This is a genomic window from Cellulophaga omnivescoria, from assembly GCF_027915275.1.
GTDB lineage: Bacteria > Bacteroidota > Bacteroidia > Flavobacteriales > Flavobacteriaceae > Cellulophaga > Cellulophaga omnivescoria.
This window is the reverse complement of record NZ_CP115819.1, coordinates 2,876,390-2,896,873: the sequence shown is the minus strand read 5'-3', so window position 1 is coordinate 2,896,873 and position 20,484 is coordinate 2,876,390. Positions and strand designations below refer to the sequence as shown.

The following is a 20,484-nucleotide window of genomic DNA, read 5'->3' as shown; positions in this document are numbered from 1 at the left end:
CTAAATTAATTACAATTTTTGATGACCGAAGAAACTTTAGTACATCAGCTTAAAGAAAAAAACTCGCAAGCAAAAGCTTTTGAGGTTCTTGTTGATACCTACAAGGAAAGGTTATATTGGCACATACGTAAAATTGTACTTAACCATGATGATGCTGATGATGTATTACAAAACACCTTTATAAAGGTATTTAGAAATATTAATAAATTTAAAGGAGACAGCAAACTATTTTCTTGGATATACCGCATTGCCACAAATGAATCTCTATCATTTTTAAAAACAAAATCTAAAATGCTTGGGGTTACAAGTGAAGAATTGCAAGAATTATTATTAGAAAATTTGCAATCTGATGTTTATTTTGAAGGTGACGAAATACAATTAAAGCTACAAAAAGCAATTAGCACGTTACCAGAAAAACAAAAATTAGTATTTAATATGAAATATTTTGACGAATTAAAATACGAAGAAATATCAGATATACTAGGCACTTCTGTTGGTGGTTTAAAGGCATCTTACCACCAAGCAGCAAAAAAAATTGAAAATTATTTAAAAAGCAATTAAACCATTTAGAGTATTGAGAGTCAAATTATAAGTATGAAAAGCCTACCAAAAAATAGCGGATTTAAAATGCCAGAGTCTTATTTAGAAAACTTCTCTGATAAACTGAATAATTCTATTACTCAGCAACAAAATGCTATACCTAAAAAAGAAGGTTTTACCGTACCAAATAATTATTTTGACAACATACACCAAAATATTCAAACCAAACTAAACCAAAAAACAGAACCTAAGGTTATAAAACTAAACTCTTTTAAAAAGAAACTATACGCAGTATCTAGTATTGCTGCTGCTATAGCTATTTTAGTTGCTGCTGTAGTTTTTAACAACGGTTCTACTCCCGTAACTTTTCAAGACATAGCTGCCTCAGACATTGAAAGTTATTTTAATGAAAATGATATAGAATTCTCTACCTACGACTTAGCACAAATATTACCTATGGATGATATTAATGTGTCTGATGTTACAGAAGGAGAATTTTACGAAGATGAAATTATGAACTATTTAGAGTCTAATAATAGTATAGACATACAAGATATTTATTTTAATGAAAATGAAGAATAAAACCCGTAACATAGTAACTATTTTGTTTTTTTTAATAGGAACAACGTTTTTCTATGGACAAAATAACGATTGGGAAAAAATTAAATCTTTAAAGGTTGCTTTTTTCACAGAACAGCTAGAACTTTCTAGTGATGAAGCAAAAGGTTTTTGGCCTGTTTATGATGATTTTGAAAAAGAACTTCATAAACTCTATGATGATAGAAGAGAGCTTAAAAAAAAGTACAACTACAACAATCTATCAGAAAAAGACTCTAAACATTTACTAGAAACTTATTTAGAGTTTGAAAAGCAAAAAGTAGAAATTACTAAAAAACACTATGCTAAAATTAGCAAAGTGTTAAGCTACAGAAAAACATACAAACTTGCTCGTTTAGAAGAAGATTTTAAACGCAGGTTAATACGTGAATATAGAAATAAACATAAAAAAGGAAAGCAATAAGCTTTCCTTTTTTATTTCTTAAATATTAATTGTGCTATTCTGTCTTTACCTGCCGCATACGCAAGAGTATCATTAACAAACCTAATTGTATAAAAGCCTTCTTTAGACAACTCTTTCCACGTTTGCCCTTTATCATTAGAATATGCAATACCTGTAAACCCTACAGCTACTAGTTCATTACCATTGCGCTCTGGCACAAATTGCACACAACTTTTATAATCTGGTTCTTTGCCATCTGCTACTAAACTCCAGGTTACACCACCATCTGTGGTTATTGCTTTATTTTTAATGTTTTGTTCTGGCTTTGTAAAATCACCTCCAATAGCAAAACCTAAATTTTCGTTATAAAAATCTAAAGAAAAAATTCCGTGTGTTTCTCCCAAACCTGTCATTGGTACACTAAATACATCCCAAGTAGTTCCTTTATCTGCAGAATAAAAAACACGACCTTTAGTGGTAGCTATCCAAGTTTTATCTCCTACAATTTTAATGTTGGTATTGCTAGCTGCAAAAGCACCTTCACCAGCAATACCTTCAGGTAAATTATTACACGCAATCTTATTCCAACTACTGCCACCATCTCTAGTAATAATAACAGACAAGCAACCATCTACACTATCACCAATAGCAATACCTTCATTAGCATTCCAAAAACTAATTGCATCATAAAAAACACCATCACCTTTTTCTGTATAAACCAATTCCATTTTTCCGTTTTCACCTGTTTTATACAATAATGCAGGGTTAGTTACAGATAACATAAAAAAATCTGCTCCGGTTGTACCAACAGCTCTAAACTCAGGTAAAATAGTATCGTATTTTTGTACATTGGTTATTACCTTGTTTGTTTTTAAGTCTACAGAGCCAAAAACACCATTACTCCCAGCAAAACCAATACTACCATCTAAAACTTCTATAGCCCTAATGCTAACATTTTTAGTGTAAACGTCTTTTACTACAACAGAGGTAAAAGGTTTAACCTCATTTTTTTGTTCACAAGCAAAAAGGGTTAAAGCACAAATTGCTACTACTAATTTCTTCATTTTCTTCTAATTTTGTGTATTCTACAAATACTTTACATTATAAGTATTTACTATTTAAATACGTAGATACAGCCTAAAATAGCTATTTACACATATATATTTCATCAAAAATAAGCGTATTCCTTTCTAAAACAATACCTTTGCAGCCATATTTTTTTTAGAGTAATTATTAGTGTTTTTTCATTTTAAAAATAACACTACATAAATTTAAAAATTATAGCCATTCTAGTTAAAGCTTTTGATACAAAGACTCCTAGAAAATAAAAACAATAAAAGGTAGAAATGAAATTACACAGAAACTTAGTATTTGCAGTTATAGACGCACTTAACCTTATTTTTAATGAAGATGAATATGCAGATAAGGTTGTAGAAAAAGTTTTAAAATTTGATAAACGTTGGGGATCTAGAGATCGTGGTTTTATTGCAGAAACCACGTATGAAATTGTACGCTGGAAAAGATTATACACAGAAATTGCCGAAGTTAAAGCACCATATAGCAGACCTAACTTATTTAGAATATGGGCAGTTTGGGCTGTTTTAAAAGGTATAGAATTGCCAGACTGGAAACAAATTGAACCAACGCCTACACGCAGAATTAAAGGAAGGTTTGATGAGTTGTCTAAAATTAGAAAATTTAAAGAATCTATACCAGATTGGATTGATGAAGTTGGAGAAAAAGCTTTAGGTGATAAAAAGTGGACAAAAGAAATTAACGCTTTAAATAAACAAGCCGAAGTAGTTTTAAGAGTAAATACTTTAAAAACAACAAAGGCAAACTTACAAAAAGTTTTATTAGAAGAGAATATAGTTGCCAATCCTATAAAAGGATATCCAGATGCTTTAACACTTACAGAAAGAGCTAATGTTTTTAGAACAGAGGCTTTTAAAAACGGTATGTTTGAAATGCAAGATGCATCTTCACAATTAGTGGGTCACTTTTTAGATGTTAAACCAGGACAACGTGTTGTAGATACTTGTGCTGGTGCAGGAGGAAAAACTTTACACATTGCAGCCTTAATGGAAAACAAAGGGCAATTAATTGCTTTGGATATTTATGGCAACAAATTAAAAGAGTTAAAAAGACGTGCAAAAAGAGATGGGGCCCACAATATTGAAACTAGGGAAATAGACTCTACCAAAGTAATTAAAAAACTGTACAACAGTGCAGACCGAGTGTTAATTGATGCTCCTTGTACTGGTCTTGGTGTACTAAAACGTAATCCAGATGCTAAATGGAAATTACAGCCAGAATTTTTAGATAAGATTACAAAAACACAACAAGAAATTTTACAAAGCTATAGTAAAATAGTAAAATCTGGAGGAAAACTGGTATATGCCACTTGTTCTATTTTACCACAGGAAAACAACGACCAAGTTATAGCATTTTTAGCCTCAGAAGCTGGTAAAGATTTTACATTAGAAAAAGAAGATAAAATATTTGCATCCGATTCTGGTTACGATGGTTTTTATATGGCTTTGTTACAAAAGAAATAAAAAAAACACTCATATAAATAAAAAAGTCGGCTCTAACCAGCCGACTTTTTCGTTCCCAAATACAAATTATCAATTATAATCCAATCCTAACGCTAGGTACCCTAACGCCAACATTAGTCCGTACTACAGTTGAGCGTCTTGGTGCTCTTCTGTAATTATTGTAGCTATAGTAATACGTTGTGTGAGTATGGTAATAATCACTATGGTGACAATGAGAATCACAATGTGCAGCGTGTTCTGCATATGCATCTCTCTTACCCTTCATATACGCTCTATATGCCTTTCTGTCTCTTTTCTTTAAGTTTTTCTCATATGCTTTTTGGTCTTCCCAAAATTCTTCCTCATCTTCTACAGCTATTTCTGTAGACTGCTCATATGCAGCATCTTCTTTTGCTCTTTGTTCATAATAAGATAATTTTTCCTTTTCAGTTACTTCTTTTTCCTGAGCCATCATTGTAAATGACATAGCCAATAAAACTGTCGATAATAAAAAATGTAGTTTCTTCATAAAATTTGGTTTTAAAATGTTATTACAACTATCAATAATACCGTAATACATTCTTAAAACAATTAACACTAAAAAAACCCTACTTTATTTTTAAAAAAATTATCTACCACATAAGTAGCTTTACAAACAACAACTATTTAATGGTTTACAACATATAATTTATAAAACAAGATATTGGCAATACATTAGCAGTATAATTAGTCAGAATAAATTTTTCATTTTCATATAGTGTTCTCGTAAAAAGAGTCTTGTTTTTGCCAACAAGACTCTTTTTCATTTATAAACAATTAAAAAACAGAGTTTTATCAATATACAAACACCAATAAAAAAACATCACAACATAAATTGCTTAACAAACAACAACTATACAATGGTTTACAACATATAGTTTATAAAACTAAATATTGGTAATACATTAGCAGTGTAATTAGTCAGAATAAATTTTTCATTTTCATATAGTGTTCTCGTAAAAAGAGTCTTGTTTTTGCCGACAAGACTCTTTTTCATTTTAATTTCTTTTAAACACAAACTAGTCATTTCTTTAGTAAAGAATAAAGTGTAAACTGGAGATAGAAGAAATTAACAATCACCACTAAAAACTGTTAACTATTCTTGTGAAAATTTACACTTAAAAAGTGTAAATTTGTGGCTTGTTAAACAAAACAACACAAGAGCTACAATGATTCACTTTTTCGGAGACCAAACCAGCAAAGTTTTTGCTGTAGAAACCAAAAATAATCTTACACAGGAAGATATTTCTAAATTAATATGGCTTTTTGGCAACAATACTAAAATAAATGCGGCGTCTCTTGACGCCTTTTTTGTTGGCCCAAGAGCAGCAATGATTACCCCTTGGAGTACCAATGCTACTGAAATTACTCAAAATATGGGTATTGAAGGCATTGTAAGAATTGAAGAATTTTTTGCGTCTACTGCAGATGCAAAAGATTTTGATCCAATGATATCTCAAAAATACACAGCTTTAACTCAAGATATTTTTACAATAGCTATTTCTCCTAAAGAAGTTTTACCTATTGATGATATTGCAGCCTATAACCAACAAGAAGGCTTAGCACTAAGCAACGAAGAAGTTGAATACTTAGAAAGCGTAGCTACTAAAATTGGCAGAAAACTAACAGATTCTGAAGTTTTTGGTTTTAGTCAAGTAAACTCTGAACACTGTAGACATAAAATTTTTAACGGCACATTTGTAATAGACGGACAAGAGAAACCTTCTTCTCTATTTAAGTTAATAAAAAAAACATCTCAAGAAAACCCGGGTACAATTGTATCTGCTTATAAAGATAATGTTGCATTTATTAAAGGCCCAACGGTAACACAATTTGCTCCTAAAACAGCAGATAAACCAGATTTTTATACCGAAGAAGAATTTAATTCTGTTATATCATTAAAAGCAGAAACTCACAATTTCCCTACAACCGTAGAGCCTTTTAATGGTGCTGCTACTGGTTCTGGAGGCGAAATTAGAGACAGGTTAGCTGGCGGAAAAGGTTCTTTGCCTTTAGCTGGTACTGCGGTTTATATGACATCTTACTCTAGGCTAGAAGAAAACAGACCTTGGGAAAAAGCTATGGAAGAACGTCCTTGGTTGTACCAAACACCAATGGATATTTTAATAAAAGCATCTAATGGGGCATCAGATTTTGGAAACAAATTTGGGCAACCATTAATTACTGGTTCTGTTTTAACTTTTGAACACCAAGAAGATGCTCGCAAACTTGGGTTTGACAAAGTTATTATGCAAGCTGGTGGTATTGGTTATGGTAAAGAAAACCAAGCTTTAAAAGACGAACCTAAAGAAGGTAATAAAATTGTTATTCTTGGTGGAGACAATTACCGCATTGGTATGGGTGGTGCTGCTGTATCTAGTGCAGACACAGGTGAGTTTGCTTCTGGTATTGAGCTAAATGCAGTGCAACGTTCTAACCCAGAAATGCAAAAAAGAGCAGCAAATGCAATACGTGGTTTGGTAGAAAGTAATGAAAATCCAATTGTTTCTATTCACGATCACGGTGCAGGCGGACACTTAAACTGCTTATCCGAACTTGTTGAAGATACAGGTGGACATATAGATTTAGATAAACTACCTGTTGGCGACCCAACACTTTCTGCTAAAGAAATTATAGGTAATGAGTCTCAAGAACGTATGGGACTTGTAATTGGTAAAGATGATATGGGCTTGCTAGAGCGTATTGCAGAGCGTGAGCGTTCTCCTATGTACCAAGTTGGTGAGGTTACAAACAACCATAGATTTACGTTTGAGTCTAAAACCACGGGAGAAAAACCTATGGATTTAGCTTTAGAAGATATGTTTGGGAGTTCTCCTAAAACAATAATGACAGATAAAACTGTTACTCGTAATTACCAAGATGCTAGTTATTCATTAGAGTTTTTTCATGATTATCTAGAGCAAGTTTTACAATTAGAAGCCGTTGGATCTAAAGATTGGTTAACAAACAAAGTAGACCGTTGTGTTGGTGGCCGTGTTGCCAAACAACAATGCGCAGGCCCATTGCAATTACCACTTAACAATTGTGGTGTTATGGCGTTAGATTTTAAAGGTAAAGAAGGTATTGCAACTTCTATTGGGCACTCTCCTATTTCAGGATTAATAGACCCAGCTGCAGGTAGTAAAAATAGTATTACAGAAGCTTTAACTAATATTGTTTGGGCTCCTTTAAAAGATGGTTTACAATCTGTTTCTTTATCTGCTAACTGGATGTGGCCTTGTAAAAACGAAGGCGAAGATGCACGTTTGTATGAAGCTGTAAAAGCTGTATCTGAATTTAGTATTGCTTTAGGCGTTAACGTACCAACAGGTAAAGATTCGCTTTCTATGAAGCAGAAATACAAAAATGAAGAAGTTATAGCTCCTGGAACCGTAATTATTTCTGCTGCTGCAAACTGTAACAATATTAACCAAGTAGTAGAGCCTGTTTTACAAAAAAACAACAATGCTATCTACTATATAAACCTATCTAAAGACAATTTTAAATTAGGTGGTTCTTCTTTTGCACAAACACAGAACAAAATAGGAAATAGTGCACCAAACGTTACGGATGCTGCTTACGTAAAAACAGTATTTAACACATTACAAGACGCAATAAAAGCTGATAAAATTAACGCCGGACACGATGTAGCCTCTGGTGGTTTAATTACAACTCTACTAGAAATGTGTTTTGCAGATGTTAATTTGGGCGCTAACTTAGACCTATCTGCTTTAGGCGAAGAAGACACTATTAAATTATTATTTGCAGAAAATGCTGGTGTTGTTTTTCAGGCAGATGCAAGTACAGAAACGCTATTTGCAAACGCTGGTGTAACTGCTATTAAAATTGGTTCTGTGGTTGAAGAAGCTACATTAACAATAAAGAATAACGGTATGGAAATGGGCTTAAACGTAACCTCTTTAAGAGATACGTGGTCTAAAACATCATACTTATTAGATAGTAAACAAACGGCAAACAATTTAGCTAAAGACAGGTTTAACAATTATAAAAACCAACCTTTACAATACACTTTCCCTGCAAACTTTACGGGTAAATTACCTGTAATAAACGGAGAAAGACCAAAGGCAGCTATTTTACGTGAAAAAGGAAGTAACTCTGAACGTGAAATGGCAAATGCAATGTATTTAGCTGGTTTTGATGTAAAAGATGTACATATGACCGATTTAATATCGGGACGTGAAACCTTAGAGGATATTCAGTTTTTAGGAGCCGTTGGTGGTTTTTCTAATTCTGATGTGCTTGGTAGCGCAAAAGGTTGGGCTGGTGCCATTAAATACAATGAAAAAGCCAACAAAGTAATAAACAACTTCTTTAAAAGAGAAGACACTTTATCTGTTGGTATTTGTAACGGTTGCCAATTGTTTATGGAATTAGAACTAATTAACCCTGAGCACGAGCAACACGGAAAAATGACGTATAATGATTCTCATAAACACGAGAGTAACTTTACATCTGTAAAAATTGAAGAAAACAATTCTGTAATGCTATCTACTTTAGCGGGCACTACATTAGGCGTTTGGATTAGTCACGGTGAAGGTAAATTTAGCTTACCACAAAACAAAGAAGACTACAATATTGTTTCTACTTATGGTTATGAGGGTTATCCTGCAAATCCTAACGGTAGTGATTTTAATACTGCTATGTTGTGTGATAAAACAGGAAGACACTTGGTTACAATGCCACACATAGAGCGTTCTACATTCCAATGGAACTGGGCAAATTACCCAACAGACCGTAAGGATGAAGTTACACCTTGGTTAGAAGCATTTACAAATGCCAGAGAGTGGATTTTAAAACAAAAAGGATAATATTGTTTTTTAAATTATAAAGTAAAATCCCGTTTCAATTAAGAAACGGGATTTTTTACATCCAATAAAAACAACTTATCTTAACACTGCAAAACTCATTAATCCATATGAAAAACAATATCAACTTTATACATACAACAGACTCAAAAGAATGGCATACCATTACAGATGCTGTTATGGGTGGAGTATCAAAAAGTAATTTTAAAATTACAACTGATAATTTAGGCGTTTTTAGTGGTTACGTATCGCTAGAAAATAATGGTGGCTTTGCAATGGTTAAACACTGCACATCATTACACTGTAAAAACTATAGTACTATTTGCATAACACTTAAGGGAGACGGCAAAGTATATCAAATTAGAATAAAAGAAAACACAGCAACTAAACATTGGTTTATTGCTCCTTTTACAACAAATGGAGATTGGCAAACCATAGAAATTAAACTAAATAATATGTATGCAATGTTTAGAGGAAATAAGGTTGATATTCCTAACTTTAACGCAGAAAACATTAATGAAATAGCCTTTTTAATTGGCAATAAAACAGCAGAAGATTTTAAATTAGAACTTAAAAGTATTGCTTTAAAATAACCATCTTACTTTTTTAAGCTTCGTTTATTTATTAGTCTTTTTAGCTGTAAAAAACCGTTTGTTACATTCCCTTTATTTACAACAATGGGTATTGCTAAAGTAACCAAAAGAGCTATACAAGCGGCAGAGCCTAATCCGCCACCAAAACCTGCAAAAAAACTACTTGTATTTAAATAAAGTATTGTAAATATTGCACCAGACACACCTATTACCCAATAGCTTTTTACAAGCTTAGAGGATACCATACCTATAAAAGAAGCTCCAAAACATACTAAGGCTAAATTCTGTGATAAATAAGTTGAAAAAAAATTAGGAAACAGAAATACAAAACCGCCAGACAAAAACCCTACCAAAGCAGATGCTCTAACAGCACTTTGTTTGTATTTAAACTGAAGTAAATAAGTTACAATAGCAGATAAACTACCTGCAAATAATAGTATAAAGTGTTCTATTTTCATTACGATAGTAAAAAAGTTATAAAAAAAGCCAATACTACACCACCAAAAGCCAATGTGCCAAGCTTACCTCCTACTCCGTGAAAACTATCTTTAGAGCCTACTAAAAGCAAACCTGTAAATAAACTTGCTAATGCTATAAAAACATAATCTGGCGCTACACTAGCATTTGTCATACCTACAAACGCTCCGCAATAAACAGCGGTTGGTATGGTATTTATTAAAGAATTACTTTTAAATACGTTAGGAACAAAACTAATTACCAGACCCACTATTGATGCCGCCAAAACTGTAGAAAAACCTAAAGATGTATGCAATATATAAGTTATTATTGCTCCAAAAAAAACAAAGGCTACAGTTAAAAAATGCTCAAAAGTGTGACTTTTTGCACTTACTGGGGTCTTTTTATAAGTTATTAGCAATAATACCAATGCTAAAATTAAAAAGCCAAAAACTAAATAATTGTTTTGCTTTTCAAAAAGAATTGCAGCCAAGAAACCTAAATGACAAATGATAATTAAACTAAAAGTAAGCTGTTTTACACGCTTCTTAATCATACTATTAATTTTCAAATTGCAAAAATAAATAATATAACAAGTACATAACCATTTAATACAGATAAAGAAGGATGACATTTATGTTGAAATGAATTTTGTAACTTACCTCATAAATCATCAATCTAAAAACAATGAAAAAAAAAGAACAAAACAGCAGTAGAAGATCTTTTATTAAAAATGCGTCTTTACTAACAATGGGAACAAGTAGCTTATTAGCTTTTCCGCTAGGAAAACCAACTACTACTATTTACACTCAAGATACAGATATAAATATTATTGGTCCTAAAGAAGGGTATAGTCCACAAATTGGAACTTTAGTTTCTATGATGACTTGGATGCGTATGGTAATATTAGCACCTGTACGTAATATGAGTGTTTCAGATTTAGACTACTTAGTAGATGAAAATGCAAATTCTATTGGCGCAATGCTTATGCACTTAGCTGCAACAGAACGTTTTTATCAAATACACACCTTTAATAATAAAAACTGGGGAGACTGGCCCAAAGAAGATAAAAAAAGATGGAGTATTGCTTCTGGTTTAGGAGACAAAGCACGTAAACAAATAAATGGTAATGAGTTAAGTTATTATTTAGACGCATTAGATGAAGTAAGACAAAATACGTTAAAAGAGTTTGCTAACAGAGATGATAAGTGGTTGTTAAAAGTTGATGAAAATTTTCCTTGGGGCCCAACAAACAACTACTGCAAATGGTTTCACGTTTGTGAACACGAGTCTAACCATAATGGGCAATTTAAATTTATAAAAAGTAGAATACCGTCATAAAAATAAAAAAGCAGGATTAAAAATCCTGCTTTTTTTTGCAATGGTTTGTGTTTGTGTAATGGTAGTGTTTATTTTTTAATTAATTTTCCGCTCCAAATGGCATTATTAGAACTAATTAGTTTGTATAAGTATATACCAGATGCTAAGCTTGGCACAGTTACATCTATACTATTTTGGCCTTGGTTTGCTTCGCCTACAATTGTGTAGGCAGGCATTAATGTACCAGTAATTGTATACAGTTCTAGCGTATAAGTGCTAGCCATTTCTTCATAAAAATACAAGGTTGTGGTACTTTCTACTGGGTTAGGTAGTAAAATAGACTTTGTTCTGTTTTTCTCTAAATACGCATTTCTTTGCTCTGTGTTATTAAAATCTATATCAGATAACTGTAGTTCTTTTTCTTGCAAACTACCATCGCTGGACTTTAAGTTAAATAATAACACTTTAAGTGAACTAAAATCTGTGTTTCCTCCAAACTCATTTTTAAAATCGGCGTCCTCTAGCACATAGCGTTGTTCTTCATTTGTTAAGTCCACAGTTGCAATATATGGCTCACCAGAACCTTTTAATAATTTTACCTCTAATGTTCCTGTACCAGAAGCTGTAAACGATAATTGTTTGTACTCTGATAAATCTACAGCTAAAAACCTTGGATTAAACGCTCTATAAGTACCAATATACTCTTGTGTTTTCCCCTTTAAATGTACATTACGTTCTATTCTGTAGCCATCACCTAAGTATGGCGCACTGTTTTGTTCTACATTATACATTGTAACTTCTGTAGTAGCCGTAGAACTATCTACACCCCAAGGTGCATCTGCAACAAATAAATCATCCGGCGTATCACCTTTTTCATTTTTTAACCTAAAACCTAAATCAAATAAAGCTCCAGTTTCTACAGTTACAGTATCTATATACCTATCTAAAGAAGCCTGTAATGTAACCATATCAGTTTCACTTGTTTCTGTACGTTTTAAACCACCCTCCAAAGTCATTTGTTTAGATACATTTGTGTTTACAACCGTCATTTCTACAGTACCATTCGTATATTTTGCAGACCTCACAAAAACAGGTGGTGGTGTAGAACCTTTATAACCTTCTATTGCTGCATTGGCTTCAAGTAGAGATAAAATTTCCTCTGCCATTACAACCAAATCATCTACAGAATTAGACCATATTTGAAAATTGTAAAACATATTATCTTTTTCATATGCATCAATATTCCAATGAGATTCTATTGTAAAACTGTTATTTGGGTTAACTTTTGCAGAAAAAGATAAAGCAAATTCTTTGCTACCATCTGCCTGTTTAATGATAGATTTTATAAAGTTATTATCTCTAATATTTAAATTAGATACAGAAAGTAATTCTGCTCCTAAAAAACGATCGCATATAAATTTACTGTGCTCATAAACAGTATTATCAGTTTTAATAACCATTAAAGCTCCAATAGTTTGGTCTCCTTTTAAATAATCTACAGAGAAAATATCACTAGCATTAGTTAGTTCTAATAAATCTGCCGGAGAAGACTCTATTGTACTTGTTTCTCCTAAAACATTTAGTGGTACCAAAGAAGATAAAGGAATATTATCACTGGTATATTTTCCGCTTAACTTGTATCCCTTATCCTTAGTAATTTGTTTTGCGGTAGTTTTATCAAAAATATAATTGTTTTTAGCCCTGTTATAATTTCTGTTTGTAATAAGGTTTGCAAGTCTGTCATTACTTTCCAATCCGCCATCATTACCACCAGATGTAGTTGTAATTACCGGGCACAAACTAATACCAGAACATGAAGGGTCATCACAATCTACAAGTCCGTCACCGTCATCATCAATACCATTAATACAATCTTCTTGTGGCACAGGCGCTGTAGGACAACGGGCTCCGTCATTAGAAGAACTTGCAGGACCAAAAGCAAAAATGTTAGAAACCATAACATTTGCAACAATGGTATGTACCGCATTAATTTTATAAACAGAACCAGTTTGGTTTGCCGATATGTAAAGGTTACCATCTACATCAAAATAAACAGCACCATACGTATAATTAAAGCCAGCCAAAACAGGTACTTCTCCTAAGTCTTCTACCACACCAGTTTCTGCAGTAATCCTATACAACCTGTTAGTACCCTTACTAACTGCATAAAGTTTACCATCTACAGCATTAAATGCCCAATCATGAATACTTATACTGGTATCTAATGTGTAAGAACCTATATACTCTAAATAATTATTAGACTCAGGATTTAAGTCTATTGCATAATAAGTGGAAGAACCAGCTCTAAGATAATAAATACCATCTAAGTTAATATCTCCTACATACTTGTTTCCATTATTTGGTAGTTCTGGAATAGTGTGCACTGTAGGTGTAAAGTCCTTTCCTATTTGCACTATAGATATTTGCGGTGTAGACAAATATCCCCAAATGTAACCATCTGCAGAGTTGTATGCTGCAGCATTAATATTACCTGGTACAACATCGGCTGCAACCAAATATGAGCTTCCAGATGCTAAATCTAAAGCATAAATATCATTTGTTTGAAAAAGGTACGCATTATAGTCGCACTCAAAAGGTTCTGACTGTGCAGTTGCGTTAAAAGCACAGAAAACCACACTCAGTAGTAAAAAGTAGGTTTTTAAAGGTAAAATTTTAGTCATAATTAATGATTTGGGGCGTTAATTAATTACAGCAAAAGTGCTTATTTACTTCTTATCTTAGTAGCAGTATAAGATTAAAGGCTTATTTAGTGCGATAAAATGCAGTTAACTATAGACAAACGGTAAAAAGCTTAAAAAATAGGTACTTAGAAGAAAAATTATAACATTTAATTACATATTTCGCACTTTTTAATTTTGTACTTTAGGTAATGTTTTAGTAAAAATTAGTACAAAGTGACTTTAAAGAAAAACAATTGTTCATATAATTGTAATTTTAACAAAATGTTAACTTGTTATATTTTAGCATTTTACTAATTCAAACTAAGAAAATAATAGAATTTATGGTGTTTTTTTACGAATCTAATTTTAAAATAAGCATTCCTTTTCTTAATTTGCAACTCTGATACAATCAATTCTTATGCAAGAAGTAACTAGATTATTTGATTTTCCTTACTATCAATTAAAAAAATACAACCTACAAAAATCATTAGCAACAAAATATGATGATAAGTGGGAATATATGTCTACCCAAGAGTATGTAGACAAAGCAAATGTAATGAGTAGAGCACTATTAAGGTTAGGTGTTTCTAAAAATGATAAAATTGCTGTAATATCCTCTACCAACAGAATGGAGTGGAATATTATGGATATTGGAATTCTTCAACTTGGTGCACAAAATGTACCAGTTTACCCAACAATTTCTGAAGAAGATTATGCATATGTACTAAACCATTCCGAAGCTAAATATTGCTTTATTTCTTGTACAGATGTTTACGAAAAAATTATAAAAATAAAAGATCAGGTACCATCTTTACTAGAGATTTATTCTTTTGATGAATTAGAAGGTTGTAAAAATTGGTCTGAAGTTTTAGACCTTGGTAAAGATGAGTCTAATCAACCAGAAGTAGAAAAATTAAAAGACGACGTTAAGCCAACAGATTTGGCCACCTTAATTTACACTTCTGGAACAACTGGAAGACCTAAAGGGGTTATGCTATCTCACAATAACCTTGTAAGCAACGCACTGGAGAGTTTTAAAAGAATACCTATAGAACTAGGTAAATCTAGAGCTCTTAGTTTTTTACCGCTTTGCCATGTGTATGAGCGTATGCTAATTTACTTATACCAATATTGTGGTGCTGCAATACACTACGCGCCAATAGACCAAATTAGTGAATATGCACAAGAGGTTCATCCGCAAGTAATGACCGCTGTACCTAGATTATTAGAAAAAGTATACGATAAAATTATTGCTAAAGGAACAGATTTAAAAGGTATAAAAAAGAAACTATTCTTTTGGGCTGTAGAAGTTGGTTTAGAATATAAGCCTTACCAACAAAATGGTTGGTGGTACGAGAAAAAATTAGGTTTAGCTCGTAAATTAATATTTAGCAAATGGAAAGCTGCCCTTGGTGGTGAAGTGGCCGTTATGGCTTCTGGTAGTGCTGCACTACAACCAAGACTTGCACGTGTATTTAATGCTGCCGGATTTGGTGTTATGGAAGGTTATGGACTTACAGAAACATCGCCAGTAATATCTGTAAATGATATGCGTAATGGTGGATTTAGAATTGGTACCGTAGGTAAACCATTAGACCGTACAGAAGTTAAAATAGCAGAAGACGGAGAAATATGCATTAAAGGCCCACAAGTAATGATGGGTTATTATAAGGATGATGCTAAAACTGCAGAAGTAATTATAGATGGTTATTTTCATACCGGAGATATAGGTGAAATTGATTCAGATGGATTCTTAAAAATTACAGATCGAAAAAAAGAAATGTTTAAAACATCTGGTGGTAAGTATGTTGCTCCACAATTATTAGAAAACAGATGTAAGCAGTCTAGGTTTATAGACCAAGTAATGGTTATTGGTGAAGGAGAAAAAATGCCTGCAGCTTTTATTCAGCCAGATTTTGATTTTGTAAAGGAATGGGCTAAACGTTACAACATTACTATTACTAGTAATGAAGATTTAGTAACCAATGAAAAAGTAATAGCTCGTTTTCAAGAAGAAGTTGATTCTGCCAACGAAAACTTCGCTAAATGGGAAAAAATAAAACAGTTTAGACTTACACCAGACGTTTGGAGTATAGAAGGTGGACACGTTACCCCTACCCTAAAATTGCGTAGAAAAATAATTAAAGAGAAATATAAAGCTCTTTACAATGATATTTACGGATATTAAATTTTATTTAGCTGCTAAGACCTAAAACCTTAGCAGCTAAACATCTACAAATTTCTCTACCATACATATACTTAATGTTAAGTATATATTAAGCTCACATTTTTTTATGAATTTATTATGCATGCATAATAAATTTTACTATATTTGGTAACCTATTCAAATTACAAATGAAAGAGATTACCATAGATTATGCTTTAAGAGAAACTTGGCTATCTGTAGCTAAGATGTACAATGAAGAAGCAAAAAACCATAACAACACAATGGCAATGGCTTTTACACTGTTAAGCATAGACCCAAAAACAGGTACCGCATCTACTGCACTTGGTCCTAAAATGGGAATGGAAGCCACAAGCTTGTCTAGGATACTTAAAAGTTTAGAAGCAAAAGAATTTATAGTACGTAAACCAAATCCTAATGATGGCAGAGGTGTTATTATACACTTAACAGAACTTGGTTTAGAAAAAAGAACACTTTCTAAAGAAACGGTATTTCAATTTAACAGTACTATTAAAGCTAACATATCCCAAGAAAAACTAAATCATTTTTTTGAGGTTACAGAAACAATTAATGCGCTTATAGCAAAAAAAGAAATTTTTAAATAATATAACTAATTAATAGGTCTAAATAGAAATGAACAAACACATTAAAAAAATAGCCATTATTGGCTCTGGTATTATGGGTAGTGGCATTGCCTGTCACTTTGCAAATATTGGTGTAGAAGTGCTATTGTTAGACATTGTTCCAAGAGAACTAAACGACAAAGAAAAAGCAAAAGGCTTAACACTAGAAGACAAGGTGGTAAGGAACAGATTGGTAAACGATGCTTTAACTGCATCTTTAAAATCTAAACCTTCTCCTATTTACAGTCAAAAATTTGCAAGCAGAATTACAACTGGTAATTTAGAAGATGATATTGCCAAGGTTGCAGACGTAGACTGGATTATGGAAGTTGTTGTTGAAAGATTAGACATTAAGCAACAAGTTTTTGAGAAACTTGAAAAATATAGAACACCAGGAACCTTAATTACATCTAACACATCTGGTATTCCTATTAAATTTATGAGTGAAGGACGCTCTGAAGATTTCCAGAAAAACTTCTGCGGTACTCACTTTTTTAACCCTGCACGTTACTTAAACTTATTTGAAATTATTCCTGGACCAAAAACTGATGCTGCGGTATTAGAATTTTTAAATGGTTATGGAGAAAAATTTTTAGGAAAAACATCTGTAGTTGCTAAAGACACACCTGCTTTTATAGGTAACCGTATTGGTATTTTTAGCATACAAAGTTTATTTCACGCAGTTAAGGATTTAGATTTAACTATTGAAGAAGTAGATAAATTATCTGGTCCAGTTATTGGTCGTCCAAAATCTGCAACTTTTAGAACTGTAGATGTTGTTGGTTTAGATACTTTAGTACATGTTGCAAACGGTATTAGAGAAAACTGCCCTAATGATGAGCGTTTAGAACTTTTTAAATTGCCAGACTTCATTAATACAATGATGGAGAATAAATGGTTAGGGAGTAAAACCGGACAAGGATTTTATAAAAAAACTGTTTCTGCAGAGGGCAAAAAAGAAATTTTATCTCTAGACTTAAACACATTAGAATACAGATCTGCCCAAAAAGCAAAGTTTGCAACTTTAGAACTTACTAAAACAGTAGATAAAGTTGTAGACAGATTTAAAATACTAGTAAAAGGAAAAGATAAAGCTGGTGAATTTTACAGAAAAAGTTTCACTGCTTTGTTTGCATACGTATCTAATCGTATTCCAGAAATTACAGATGAATTGTATAAGATTGATGATGCAATGAAAGCTGGTTTTGGATGGGAACACGGTCCTTTTCAAATATGGGATGCAATTGGTGTAGAAAAAGGAATTGAATTAATGAAAGCTGAAGGTTTAGAGCCAGCTGCTTGGGTTAATGAAATGATTGCCTCTGGTAGCAAATCATTCTACTCTGTAAAAGATGGTGCTTCATATTTTTATGACATTCCATCTAAAACCCAAACTAAAATTCCTGGTCAAGATGCGTTTATCATTCTAGACAACATCAGAAAAACATCTGAAGTATTTAAAAACTCTGGAGTAGTTGTAGAGGATTTAGGAGACGGTATACTTAATGTGGAGTTCCAGTCTAAAATGAACACCATTGGTGGTGATGTTTTAGCAGGTTTAAACAAAGCTATTGACATTGCTGAAAAAGATTTTGCTGGTTTAGTAGTTGGTAACCAAGCTGCAAACTTCTCTGTAGGTGCTAACATAGGTATGATATTTATGATGGCTGCAGAACAGGAGTATGATGAGCTTAATATGGCTATTAAATATTTCCAAGATACTATGATGCGTATGCGTTATTCTGCAATACCAACTATTTCTGCTCCTCACGGAATGGCTTTAGGCGGTGGTTGTGAGTTATCATTACATGCAGATAAAGTAGTTGCTGCCGCAGAAACTTATATGGGACTTGTAGAGTTTGGTGTAGGTGTTATACCAGGTGGTGGTGGTTCTAAAGAAATGGCTTTAAGAGCATCTGACTTATTTAGTAAAGGTGATGTGCAGTTAAATGTATTGCAAGAGCATTTCTTAACTATTGGTATGGCAAAAGTATCTACTTCTGCTTATGAAGCATTTGACACTAACCTATTGCAGAAAGGAAAAGATATAGTTGTAGTAAACAAAGCACGCCAAATAGCAGTTGCTAAACAACATGCTAAATTAATGGCAGATATGGGCTACACACAACCTGTAAAACGTAAAGATGTAAAAGTACTTGGTAAACAAGCCTTAGGTATGTTCCTTGTTGGTACAGACTCTATGGAAGATAGTAATTACATTAGTGAACATGATCATAAAATTGCAAATAAACTAGCATATGTAATGGCCGGTGGAGACTTATCTGAGCCAACATTAGTAAGTGAGCAGTATTTGTTAGATTTAGAACGTGAAGCTTTCTTAAGTTTATGTACAGAACGTAAAACATTAGAAAGAATACAGCACATGTTAACTAAAGGTAAACCACTTAGAAACTAGAAACAAGAAATTAGACTTGGAGAATCAAGATTAAATTTTGAGGCTTTATTCTATTAATCTTAAAGAAAAAAAATGAAAACAGCATATATAGTAAAAGCATACAGAACCGCAGTTGGTAAAGCTCCAAAAGGCGTGTTTCGTTTTAAAAGAACAGATGAATTAGCTGCAGAAACCATTAAACATATGATGAGTGAGCTGCCTAGTTTAGACCCTAAGCGTATTGATGATGTAATTGTTGGTAACGCAATGCCAGAAGGTTCTCAAGGATTAAATATGGCACGTTTAATCTCTTTAATGGGATTAGATATTGTAGATGTTCCTGGAGTTACAGTAAACCGTTTTTGCTCTTCTGGTATAGAAACAATTGGTATGGCAACTGCAAAAATACAAGCCGGTATGGCAGACTGTATTATTGCGGGTGGTGCAGAAAGTATGAGTAGTGTTCCTATGACAGGTTTTAAACCAGAATTAAATTATGACATTGTTAAAGCTGGTCATGAAGATTATTACTGGGGAATGGGTAACACTGCAGAAGCTGTTGCAAAGCAGTTTAAAGTTTCTCGTGAAGACCAAGATGAATTTGCTTACAACTCTCATATGAAAGCGTTAAAAGCACAAGCAGAAGATCGTTTTCAGGATCAAATAGTACCAATAGATGTAGAACAAACTTATGTTGATGCTAATGGTAAAAAAGCAACAAAAAAATATACTGTAACTAAAGATGAAGGTCCGCGTAAAGGGACCAGCAAAGAAGCTTTAGCTAAATTACGTGCAGTATTTGCTGCTGGAGGTAGTGTTACAGCGGGTAACTCATCTCAAATGAGTGACGGTGCTGCATTTGTAATGGTAATGAGTGAGGATATGGTTAAAGAATTAAATCTAGAGCCTATTGCACGCTTGGTAAACTATGCAGCAGCAGGTGTAGAACCTCGTATTATGGGTATTGGTCCAGTTAAGGCTATTCCAAAAGCTTTAAAGCAAGCAGGTTTAAAACAAGAAGATTTAGGTTTAATAGAACTAAATGAGGCATTTGCATCTCAATCTTTAGCTGTAATTAGAGAATTAGACCTTAACCCAGATATTATTAACGTAAACGGTGGTGCAATTGCACTAGGTCATCCGCTTGGTTGTACAGGAGCAAAACTTTCTGTTCAACTTTTTGATGAAATGCGTAAACGTGATATGAAAGGTAAATATGGAGCTGTTACAATGTGCGTAGGTACAGGACAAGGAGCTTGCGGAATATTTGAGTTTTTAAACTAAAAAGA

16 protein-coding genes are annotated in these 20,484 nt (G+C 32.9%); 11 read left to right on the top strand and 5 right to left on the bottom strand.

Annotated features, from left to right (window positions below; translation table 11 throughout):
- The first annotated feature begins 21 nt into the window (after window positions 1–21).
- The 3 genes from PBN93_RS12820 to PBN93_RS12810 are packed head-to-tail and all read left to right on the top strand — an operon-like array spanning window position 22 to window position 1,561.
- Window positions 22–561, top strand: a complete 540-nt coding sequence (locus tag PBN93_RS12820) for an RNA polymerase sigma factor (RefSeq protein ID WP_271080819.1) — start codon at window positions 22–24, stop codon at window positions 559–561.
- Window positions 562–594: 33 nt separating this feature from the next.
- Entirely contained in the window at window positions 595–1,122 is a 528-nt protein-coding gene (locus tag PBN93_RS12815) for a hypothetical protein (RefSeq protein ID WP_077403806.1), read from the top strand.
- Window positions 1,112–1,561: a hypothetical protein gene (locus tag PBN93_RS12810; RefSeq protein ID WP_139344232.1), complete on the top strand. Its 450-nt coding sequence runs from the start codon at window positions 1,112–1,114 to the stop codon at window positions 1,559–1,561. The genes PBN93_RS12815 and PBN93_RS12810 overlap by 11 nt, the downstream gene beginning before the upstream one ends.
- Window positions 1,562–1,572: 11 nt before the next feature.
- Here PBN93_RS12810 and PBN93_RS12805 read toward each other — a convergent pair whose 3' ends face one another.
- On the bottom strand, window positions 1,573–2,604 hold the full coding sequence (locus tag PBN93_RS12805; RefSeq protein ID WP_271080818.1) for a WD40/YVTN/BNR-like repeat-containing protein: 1,032 nt from the start codon (window positions 2,602–2,604) through the stop codon (window positions 1,573–1,575).
- A gap of 282 nt (window positions 2,605–2,886) precedes the next feature.
- Between PBN93_RS12805 and PBN93_RS12800 the strand changes: the two genes are divergently transcribed.
- On the top strand, window positions 2,887–4,098 hold the full coding sequence (locus tag PBN93_RS12800; protein ID WP_271080817.1) for an RsmB/NOP family class I SAM-dependent RNA methyltransferase: 1,212 nt from the start codon (window positions 2,887–2,889) through the stop codon (window positions 4,096–4,098).
- A gap of 73 nt (window positions 4,099–4,171) precedes the next feature.
- Here PBN93_RS12800 and PBN93_RS12795 read toward each other — a convergent pair whose 3' ends face one another.
- On the bottom strand, window positions 4,172–4,606 hold the full coding sequence (locus tag PBN93_RS12795) for a hypothetical protein (RefSeq protein WP_077403927.1): 435 nt from the start codon (window positions 4,604–4,606) through the stop codon (window positions 4,172–4,174).
- Between the two features lie 679 nt (window positions 4,607–5,285).
- Between PBN93_RS12795 and purL the strand changes: the two genes are divergently transcribed.
- Together purL and PBN93_RS12785 are read left to right on the top strand one after the other, a co-directional pair.
- The gene (gene purL / locus PBN93_RS12790) at window positions 5,286–8,945 is read left to right on the top strand and encodes a phosphoribosylformylglycinamidine synthase (protein WP_271080816.1); all 3,660 of its coding nucleotides are present in this window, start codon (window positions 5,286–5,288) and stop codon (window positions 8,943–8,945) included.
- A gap of 107 nt (window positions 8,946–9,052) precedes the next feature.
- A complete protein-coding gene (locus PBN93_RS12785) occupies window positions 9,053–9,535 on the top strand; it encodes a CIA30 family protein (RefSeq protein WP_271080815.1) in 483 nt (160 codons plus the stop codon).
- Between the two features lie 5 nt (window positions 9,536–9,540).
- On the opposite strand, the gene PBN93_RS12780 is transcribed toward PBN93_RS12785, so the two are convergent.
- Both PBN93_RS12780 and PBN93_RS12775 read right to left on the bottom strand, forming a co-directional pair.
- Window positions 9,541–9,993, bottom strand: a complete 453-nt coding sequence (locus PBN93_RS12780) for a hypothetical protein (RefSeq protein WP_271080814.1) — start codon at window positions 9,991–9,993, stop codon at window positions 9,541–9,543.
- Entirely contained in the window at window positions 9,993–10,547 is a 555-nt protein-coding gene (locus PBN93_RS12775; RefSeq protein ID WP_271080813.1) for a hypothetical protein, read from the bottom strand. Before PBN93_RS12775 ends, PBN93_RS12780 begins: the two co-directional genes overlap by 1 nt.
- A gap of 131 nt (window positions 10,548–10,678) precedes the next feature.
- On the opposite strand from PBN93_RS12775, the gene PBN93_RS12770 reads away from it, so the two are divergent.
- A complete protein-coding gene (locus tag PBN93_RS12770) occupies window positions 10,679–11,332 on the top strand; it encodes a DinB family protein (protein ID WP_271080812.1) in 654 nt (217 codons plus the stop codon).
- Window positions 11,333–11,400: 68 nt separating this feature from the next.
- Here PBN93_RS12770 and PBN93_RS12765 read toward each other — a convergent pair whose 3' ends face one another.
- The gene (locus tag PBN93_RS12765) at window positions 11,401–13,992 is read right to left on the bottom strand and encodes a T9SS type A sorting domain-containing protein (protein ID WP_077403830.1); all 2,592 of its coding nucleotides are present in this window, start codon (window positions 13,990–13,992) and stop codon (window positions 11,401–11,403) included.
- 418 nt (window positions 13,993–14,410) lie between these two features.
- On the opposite strand from PBN93_RS12765, the gene PBN93_RS12760 reads away from it, so the two are divergent.
- From PBN93_RS12760 to PBN93_RS12745, 4 genes are all read left to right on the top strand, one after another.
- Window positions 14,411–16,180 carry an AMP-dependent synthetase/ligase gene (locus PBN93_RS12760; protein WP_271080811.1) on the top strand — a complete coding sequence of 590 codons (1,770 nt, stop codon included), beginning with the start codon at window positions 14,411–14,413 and terminating at the stop codon, window positions 16,178–16,180.
- A 167-nt stretch (window positions 16,181–16,347) separates the two neighbouring features.
- Window positions 16,348–16,782, top strand: coding sequence for a MarR family winged helix-turn-helix transcriptional regulator (locus PBN93_RS12755; RefSeq protein WP_077403836.1), 435 nt, complete (start codon window positions 16,348–16,350; stop codon window positions 16,780–16,782).
- A 28-nt stretch (window positions 16,783–16,810) separates the two neighbouring features.
- The gene (locus PBN93_RS12750) at window positions 16,811–19,216 is read left to right on the top strand and encodes a 3-hydroxyacyl-CoA dehydrogenase/enoyl-CoA hydratase family protein (RefSeq protein WP_077403863.1); all 2,406 of its coding nucleotides are present in this window, start codon (window positions 16,811–16,813) and stop codon (window positions 19,214–19,216) included.
- Window positions 19,217–19,288: 72 nt separating this feature from the next.
- Window positions 19,289–20,479 (top strand): acetyl-CoA C-acyltransferase, encoded by a 1,191-nt coding sequence (locus PBN93_RS12745; protein ID WP_013622104.1) that lies wholly within the window; start codon window positions 19,289–19,291, stop codon window positions 20,477–20,479.
- Window positions 20,480–20,484 lie beyond the last annotated feature (5 nt).

Bases quoted from the DNA above. Each gene is read 5' to 3' on its own strand.
- PBN93_RS12820 (WP_271080819.1), top strand. From the start codon at position 22: ATGACCGAAGAAACTTTAGTACATCAGCTTAAAGAAAAAAACTCGCAA.
- PBN93_RS12815 (WP_077403806.1), top strand. From the start codon at position 595: ATGAAAAGCCTACCAAAAAATAGCGGATTTAAAATGCCAGAGTCTTAT.
- PBN93_RS12810 (WP_139344232.1), top strand. From the start codon at position 1,112: ATGAAGAATAAAACCCGTAACATAGTAACTATTTTGTTTTTTTTAATA.
- PBN93_RS12805 (WP_271080818.1), bottom strand. From the start codon at position 2,604: ATGAAGAAATTAGTAGTAGCAATTTGTGCTTTAACCCTTTTTGCTTGT.
- PBN93_RS12800 (WP_271080817.1), top strand. From the start codon at position 2,887: ATGAAATTACACAGAAACTTAGTATTTGCAGTTATAGACGCACTTAAC.
- PBN93_RS12795 (WP_077403927.1), bottom strand. From the start codon at position 4,606: ATGAAGAAACTACATTTTTTATTATCGACAGTTTTATTGGCTATGTCA.
- purL (WP_271080816.1), top strand. From the start codon at position 5,286: ATGATTCACTTTTTCGGAGACCAAACCAGCAAAGTTTTTGCTGTAGAA.
- PBN93_RS12785 (WP_271080815.1), top strand. From the start codon at position 9,053: ATGAAAAACAATATCAACTTTATACATACAACAGACTCAAAAGAATGG.
- PBN93_RS12780 (WP_271080814.1), bottom strand. From the start codon at position 9,993: ATGAAAATAGAACACTTTATACTATTATTTGCAGGTAGTTTATCTGCT.
- PBN93_RS12775 (WP_271080813.1), bottom strand. From the start codon at position 10,547: ATGATTAAGAAGCGTGTAAAACAGCTTACTTTTAGTTTAATTATCATT.
- PBN93_RS12770 (WP_271080812.1), top strand. From the start codon at position 10,679: ATGAAAAAAAAAGAACAAAACAGCAGTAGAAGATCTTTTATTAAAAAT.
- PBN93_RS12765 (WP_077403830.1), bottom strand. From the start codon at position 13,992: ATGACTAAAATTTTACCTTTAAAAACCTACTTTTTACTACTGAGTGTG.
- PBN93_RS12760 (WP_271080811.1), top strand. From the start codon at position 14,411: ATGCAAGAAGTAACTAGATTATTTGATTTTCCTTACTATCAATTAAAA.
- PBN93_RS12755 (WP_077403836.1), top strand. From the start codon at position 16,348: ATGAAAGAGATTACCATAGATTATGCTTTAAGAGAAACTTGGCTATCT.
- PBN93_RS12750 (WP_077403863.1), top strand. From the start codon at position 16,811: ATGAACAAACACATTAAAAAAATAGCCATTATTGGCTCTGGTATTATG.
- PBN93_RS12745 (WP_013622104.1), top strand. From the start codon at position 19,289: ATGAAAACAGCATATATAGTAAAAGCATACAGAACCGCAGTTGGTAAA.